Origin of the sequence: Falsiroseomonas oryziterrae (assembly GCF_021864505.1) — a bacterium.
Taxonomy (GTDB): Bacteria; Pseudomonadota; Alphaproteobacteria; order Acetobacterales; family Acetobacteraceae; genus Falsiroseomonas; species Falsiroseomonas oryziterrae.
The window spans coordinates 1-6,532 of record NZ_JAKJIB010000242.1; the positions used below are offsets into that span (position 1 = coordinate 1).

7 protein-coding genes are annotated in these 6,532 nt (G+C 73.7%); 5 read left to right on the forward strand and 2 right to left on the reverse strand.

The genetic code is table 11. The annotated features are described in order from the left end of the window. The 4 genes from L2I40_RS16825 to L2I40_RS16840 all read left to right on the forward strand — a co-directional run. Window positions 1-895, forward strand: an 895-nt coding sequence (locus tag L2I40_RS16825; protein ID WP_308116433.1) for a peptidylprolyl isomerase, incomplete at its 5' end; no start/stop codon positions are given. An 85-nt stretch (window positions 896-980) separates the two neighbouring features. Next, window positions 981-2,222 (forward strand): bifunctional glutamate N-acetyltransferase/amino-acid acetyltransferase ArgJ, encoded by a 1,242-nt coding sequence (argJ, locus tag L2I40_RS16830; protein WP_237216352.1) that lies wholly within the window; start codon window positions 981-983, stop codon window positions 2,220-2,222. A gap of 53 nt (window positions 2,223-2,275) precedes the next feature. After that, a complete protein-coding gene (locus tag L2I40_RS16835) occupies window positions 2,276-3,256 on the forward strand; it encodes a bifunctional GNAT family N-acetyltransferase/(deoxy)nucleoside triphosphate pyrophosphohydrolase (RefSeq protein ID WP_237216358.1) in 981 nt (326 codons plus the stop codon). 98 nt (window positions 3,257-3,354) lie between these two features. After that, a complete protein-coding gene (locus L2I40_RS16840) occupies window positions 3,355-4,116 on the forward strand; it encodes a competence/damage-inducible protein A (protein WP_237216353.1) in 762 nt (253 codons plus the stop codon). Window positions 4,117-4,303: 187 nt separating this feature from the next. Here L2I40_RS16840 and L2I40_RS16845 read toward each other — a convergent pair whose 3' ends face one another. After that, window positions 4,304-5,266 (reverse strand): M14 family metallopeptidase, encoded by a 963-nt coding sequence (locus tag L2I40_RS16845; RefSeq protein WP_237216354.1) that lies wholly within the window; start codon window positions 5,264-5,266, stop codon window positions 4,304-4,306. A 154-nt stretch (window positions 5,267-5,420) separates the two neighbouring features. Further along, a complete protein-coding gene (locus tag L2I40_RS16850) occupies window positions 5,421-6,182 on the reverse strand; it encodes a DsbA family protein (RefSeq protein WP_237216355.1) in 762 nt (253 codons plus the stop codon). A 152-nt stretch (window positions 6,183-6,334) separates the two neighbouring features. On the opposite strand from L2I40_RS16850, the gene L2I40_RS16855 reads away from it, so the two are divergent. Next, a partial coding sequence (locus L2I40_RS16855; protein WP_237216356.1) for a hypothetical protein occupies window positions 6,335-6,532 on the forward strand: 198 nt, incomplete at its 3' end.

Below are 6,532 nucleotides of genomic sequence, written 5' to 3' on the forward strand. Positions count from 1 at the left end.
GTTCCTTGCCGCCCTGCTGCTGCCGGCCGGCCCCGTGCTCGCCCAGGCCCCCGCGGCGCCGGCGCCGCAGCCGCCCGCGGCAGCGACCCCGGCCGGCGACCCGGTGCTGGCCCGGGTGGACGGCATCGAGATCCGCGAATCCGACCTCGAGGCGGAGATCCGCCGCCTGCCGGAGGAACTCCGCAACGTGCCGCCGCAGATGCTGCGGCCGCTGCTGCTCGACCAGATCATCACTCAGAAGGCGATCGTCGCCGCCGCCCGCGCCCAGCGCCTCGACCGCGACCCGGAGGTGCAGGCCCGCATCCGCCGCGCCGAGGAGGAGACGCTGCAGCAGGCCCTGCTGCTCCGCGAGGTCCAGCCGCTGATCACCGATGAGGCGCTGCGCGCCCGCTTCACCCGCGAACTGGCCTCCCGCCCCGCCGAGGAAGAGATTCGCGCCCGGCACATCCTGGTGCCGACGGAGCAGGAGGCGCGCGCCGCGCTGGCCGAGGTCCGCCGCCCCGGCGTCGACTTCGCCGAGGTGGCGCGCCGCCGCTCCACCGGTCCGGGCTCGCGCGAGGGCGGCGACCTCGGCTTCTTCAAGCGCGGCGACATGATCCCGGAATTCGAGCAGGCCGCCTTCGCGCTGCGCGCCGGCGAGATCGCGCCCAACCCGGTGCGCACCCAGTTCGGCTGGCACGTCATCAAGGTGGAGGAGCGCCGCTCCGTCGCCCCGCCCTCCTTCGAGGACAGCCGCGACCAGCTGCGCCAGCAGGCCTTCGAGGAAGGCGTGAACGCCACGGTCGAGCGCATCCGCGCCGCGGCGAATGTCGAGCGCCTGGCCGGCGGCGAGGCGCCGCGCCCGCCCTCGCTGCTCGACGGCGCGACGCCGCCGCCGGCGCCGCAGCGCCGATAAGGCGATTTTGCCCTCCCCCGCTTGCAGGGGAGGGTTGGGTGGGGGCAGAGAATTGTGCCCTCACAACGCCTGGACTCGCGCGCTCATGGCCTCCGGCAAGGACCTCCCCGTCTCTCCGCTGATGCTGCCGCTGCCGGAGATGCCGCCCGTGCCGGGCGTGCGCCTCGGCTCCGCCCAGGCGGGCATCCGCTACAAGGGGCGCGAGGACGTCACGATGATGGTCTTCCCGGTGGGGACGACCGTCGCGGGCGTGTTCACAAGGAACAAGTGCCCCGGGGCGCCGGTGGATTGGTGCCGCGCCGCGCTGAAGGGCGGCAAGGCCCGCGCGCTGGTGGTGAACGCCGGCAACTCCAACGTCTTCACCGGCCGCACCGGCCGCGAGGCCTGCAAGGCGACGGCCGCCGCCATGGCGCAGCTGGCCGGCTGCAAGCCGAACGAGGTCTTCCTCGCCTCCACCGGCGTGATCGGGGAGAAGCTGCCGGTCGAGAAGCTGCTCGCCGCGCTGCCGCCGCTGCATGGCGCGCTCGGCGACGAGCGCTGGCAGGGCGCGGCGCGCGCCATCATGACGACCGACACCTTCCCGAAGGGCGCCGTGCGCACCGCGCGGATCGGCGACGCGACGGTGACGGTCAGCGGCATCGCCAAGGGCAGCGGCATGATCGCGCCCGACATGGCGACGATGCTCTGCTTCCTTGCCACCGACGCGAAGATCCCGGCGCCCGTCCTGCAGGCGATCCTGAAGAAGTCCGTGGACCGCAGCTTCAACTGCGTGACGGTGGATTCCGACACCTCCACCTCCGACACCGTGCTGCTCTTCGCCACCGGGGCGACGAAGCATCCGCGTGTCCCCACCGCAGGCGGTGCGATGCTGAAGGACTTCGCCCGCGCGGTGGACGAGGTGCTGATGGACCTCGCCCTGATGGTCGCCCGCGACGGCGAAGGCGCGCAGAAGCTGATCCGCATCGACGTCACCGGCGCCGTATCGGCGAAGTCCGCGCACCGCATCGGCATGGCGATCGCCAATTCGCCCCTGGTGAAGACCGCGATCGCCGGCGAGGACGCGAATTGGGGCCGCATCGTCATGGCGGTCGGCAAGTCCGGGGAACCCGCCGACCGCGACCGGCTTTCCGTCGGCGTCGGCGGCGTCTGGATGGCGCGCGAGGGAGAGATCGTGCCGGGCTATGACGAGGCGCCGGTGGTCGCGCACATGAAGGGCCGCGAGGTCGAGATCACCGTCGACATCGGCCTCGGCCGCGGCAAGGCGACCGTGTGGACCTGCGACCTCACGCACGGCTACATCGACATCAACGGGGCCTACCGCTCCTGACCGCGGACATCGAGCCCTCGCACGACCCGCTCGCCGCGCCGGCCTTCGAGCCGCTGCGGACCGAGCGGCTGACGATCCGCCCGCTGCGCGCCGAGGATGCGGCCGACCTGCACCGGCTCGTCAACGACTGGGAAGTCGCCAAGACGCTGGCACGCGTGCCCTTCCCCTATCCGCGCGACCTAGCCGATGAATGGATCGCCTCCACCCGCGACCAGATGGCGGAGGGCCGCGCCTGGCACCTTGCGATCGTCGGCGAGGAGGCGGAGCGCGAGGTGCTGGTCGGCTGCGTCGGCCTCACCCTGGACGCCGAGCGGAAGGAAGCCGAGCTCGGCTACTGGATCGGTCGCCGCTTCTGGGGCCATGGTGTCGGGCCGGAGGCGGCCGGGCGCATGGCCCGCTGGGCGCTCGCCAACCTCGGCATCGAGAAGCTCGTCGCCTCTGCGCTGATCGAGAACGCCCGCAGCCAGGCCGTGCTGCGCCGCATCGGCTTCCGCGAGGTGGGCGAGGGCGCGCGCGACTTCCTCTCGCGCGGCGGCGCCATGCCGGTGCTGCTGTTCGAGATGACGCGCGCCGACCTGCCCGCCGCGGCACCGCCCGCGGCACCCGCCGGCCCTGCGGAACCGCCCGCGGACGGCAAGCGCATCGTCCTCGTCTCCGCCGTCGCTCTGATCGACCCGGATGGCCGCGTGCTGCTCGCGCGCCGGCCGGAAGGCAAGGCGCTGGCCGGCCTCTGGGAGTTCCCCGGCGGCAAGGTCCATCCGGGGGAGACGCCGGAAGCCGCGCTGATCCGCGAGCTGAAGGAGGAGCTGGCGATCGACGTCGCCGAGAGCTGCCTCGCCCCCTTCGCCTTCGCCAGCCACGGCTACGAGGCCTTCCACCTGCTGATGCCGCTCTATCTCTGCCGCCGCTGGTCGGGCACTCCGACCGCGGTGGAAGGGCAGACGCTGGCCTGGGTGCGGCCGCAGAAGCTGGCGGAGTATCCGATGCCGCCCGCCGACAAGCCGCTGGTCGCGCTGCTGCGGGATTTCCTCTAGCCTTCCCGCGCCTGCGATCGGCCGGCGCGTGAACGCCGCAGGCGGGCACGGGCCGGCCGTGAATCGCTGGCCTGGTACGCCGAAGCTGCGGAGGACGCATGAGCGAACGCTCCCCCACCGCCTGCCTGCTGGTGATCGGCAACGAGGTGCTGTCAGGCCGCACGCGCGACGCCAACGTCCAGTTCCTGGCCACGCGCCTCGGCGAGATCGGCATCCCGCTGCGCGAGGTCCGCGTCATCCCCGATGTGCGCGAGAAGATCGTCCGCACCGTGAACGAGGTGCGCGCCGCCTTCGACCATGTCTTCACCACCGGCGGCATCGGGCCGACGCATGACGACATCACCAGCGAATGCGTCGCGGCGGCCTTCGACCTCCCGTGGGAGCCGCATCCCGAAGCCTGGGCGCGCCTCGACCGCCACTATGCGCCTGGCGAGTTCAACCCGGCGCGCCAGCGCATGGCGACGATGCCGCGAGGGGCGACGTTGATCGACAACGCGATCTCCGTCGCACCCGGTTTCACCATCGGCAACGTGCACGTCCTGGCCGGCGTGCCGCGCATCATGCAGGCGATGTTCGAGAGCCTGGCGCCTCGGCTCCAGGGCGGGCCGCCGATCGCCTCGCGCACCGTGCACGCCGACGGCGTGATGGAAGGCCGCATCGCCGAAGGGCTGGCCGCCATCCAGTCGCGCTGGCCCGCGCTCGACATCGGCAGCTACCCCTATTACCGCATGGGCGGCGGCGGCGTCGCGCTGGTCGCCAAGGGTGTGGACGCGGAGGCGGTCGAGGCCGCATCGCGCGACATCACCGCGCTGCTGCGCGCGATCGGCGGCAGGCCGGTGCCGGGCGAGCCGCCAGTCTAGCAGGCCTCAGGCGCTGGCGCCCGCGCCGCGGGCTGGCGCCTGATCCGCGAAGGCGGAATCGCCGGAGCGGTGAATCAGTCACTTCGACACAGCCTGCGCGCCTCGGACAAGCTGCGCGAGTTGGCAGGCCGGTCGCCGCGCGCGCCGCCTTCGGCGGCGGATACGAAGCCGCGCGCGACGGGAAGAGTCAGTCCTCGAACCTGGCGAGCCGGACGGCGGTGTGGCCGCGCATCGCGCGGGGGCTCGGCATCACGAGCAGGCAGTCGTCATGCGGCGTGCGGATCTCCGCCTCGCCATCCAGCGCGATCAGCGTGTTGCGTCGCGCGATCACCTCGCCGCCGCGGAACTCGCGGAGGAAGGCGAAGTCGGTGCTCTGCGCCGTGACCGTCCGGGTGACGCGCGCGACGCGGCCCGGCGCGACGGGGGGTGTCGCGGCCACCGGCGCATCGCGCCCTGCCATGTCGAGCGCGCGCAGCAGCCGCGCCGCGGTCTCCTCCATCTGCGCCAGCGTCTCGGGCTGCCAATGCGGACCGGCTTCGAGCAGCAGCGCGCGAGCGCCGGCGGCGAAGCGCGCATGGTCGATGAGCCGCAGCCCCGCCGCGTGGCCCTCGTCGGAGACCACGACCGGCGGCGCGCCGATCGCGCGTCCCAGCTCCCGCGCGCCGCCCGGCCCTGCGATGAACAGCGGATCGGACGGCCACAGCATCGAGTGCAGGTCGAGCAGGACATCCGCCTCGCGCACCACCGGCAGCAACCGCCGGGCGCGGTCGAGCTCGGATGAGCGCCGCGCGCCCTCGAGCTGTTCCGGCGCCCACAGCCGGTTCATGTCCTCGTCCACGAAGCGGCTCGCGGTCGGATCGGCCGGATCGAAGCGGTCGAAGGCCGCGAGATTGGCGAAGCACAGCGTGAGCCGTCCGCGCCGCGGCCTGACGCCGTCGCGCAGCCAGCGCGCAAGCATCAGCGCGCCGGCGATCTCGTTGCCATGCACCAGGCCGGTGAGCAGCAGGTGCGGGCCGCCTTCCGGCGCCGCGAAGCTCCAGACGCCCTCGATGCCCGTGTTGCCCGCGCGCAGGTCAGCGAGATCGGGCACCTGCAGCCGGACCTCGAGCAGCGGCGTCTCGTTGGTGGCGGGCGTCGCGTGCAGGTTCATGGCGCGCGTGTCGCCGCGCTGCCCGCACCCGACAGGGCCGCGTGGCGCGTCAGCCTCCCGATCGCGTCGAGCCCCGCCCCCATTTCCGTGCCGATCCCGTGCGGCGCCAGTCTATACGCGGCCTCGCGCGTGGCAACTCGCGCAGGCCGGCCGCCTAGCGGCCCGCGCGGGCCTCCGCCACCAGCCGCTCCAGCGTCGGCAGATCCACCGCGCCCGGCACCAGCGTGCCGCCGTCGCGGCCCTGACCGGCGATCACGAGCGCCGGCGTCCCCTCGATGCCGAGCGACTGGGCGAGACGCAGATTCGCTTCGATCCGCCGCGCGATCGCCGGCTCTTCCATCTCGCGCCGCAGCCTTGCCCAGTCGAGGCCGACGCGCTCGGCCGACTGGCGCAGCACGGCCTCGGTCGGCTCGCCGCGCAAGGTCAGCAGCGCATCCTGCAGGGCGGCGTAGCGGCCCTGGCGCTGCGCCGCCAGCAATGCGCGCGCCGCCTGCGTGCTGGCGGGCCCCAAGACGGGCAGGTCCTTCATCACGATGCGCACATTCGGGTCGCGGCGGATCAGCGCCTCCAGCGAGGGATGCAATTGCTTGCAGAAGCCGCAGCGCGCGTCGAAGAACTCGACGATCGTCACGTCGCCGCGCGGATTGCCGCGCACCGGATCGGCCGCGTCGCGGAACAGCGCATCCGCGTGGCGTGCGATCGCCGCGCGCTGCGCGGCGCCGCGGGCGCGGGTCTCGTCCTCCTGCAGCGCGCCGAGCGCGTCGCGCAGGATGGACGGGTCCTGCCGCAGGGCCTGGCGCAGGATGTCGACAATCTCGCTGCGCTGCGCGTCCGTGAAGGTCTGCGCGACGGCCGGTGCAGCCAGGACGAGCGGCAACAGCAGGACCAGGACAAGACGTCGGAGGCGTGGCGGCATGCCGCATCCTGCCCCGACGAGCCGCCCCGCACAAACGCGCGTCGGAGGACGCGCACCGGCCGCGCGGTTGCCCGGGTCGGCGAAGGCGGTTATGGCCGGGGGCTTCCGGCGCCGTGGGGCAGGGCGGGCCGGGCACGGCGAGGATGATCGGCATGGCGAACAGGGCGACAGGGCAGGGCCGGGGGCAGGCCCGGAGGCTGGGCCGTTGCGGCGCCGGCGCCCTCGCGCTGCTCCTGGCCGCCTGCGGCAGCGGCGGCGGCGTCGACACGACGCGCCTCGGCCTGTCCGGCATCACCGCCTCCCTGCCTGGCGTGGCGCCGGCCGGTCCGCAGGCCGGCGAGCCCGGCTTC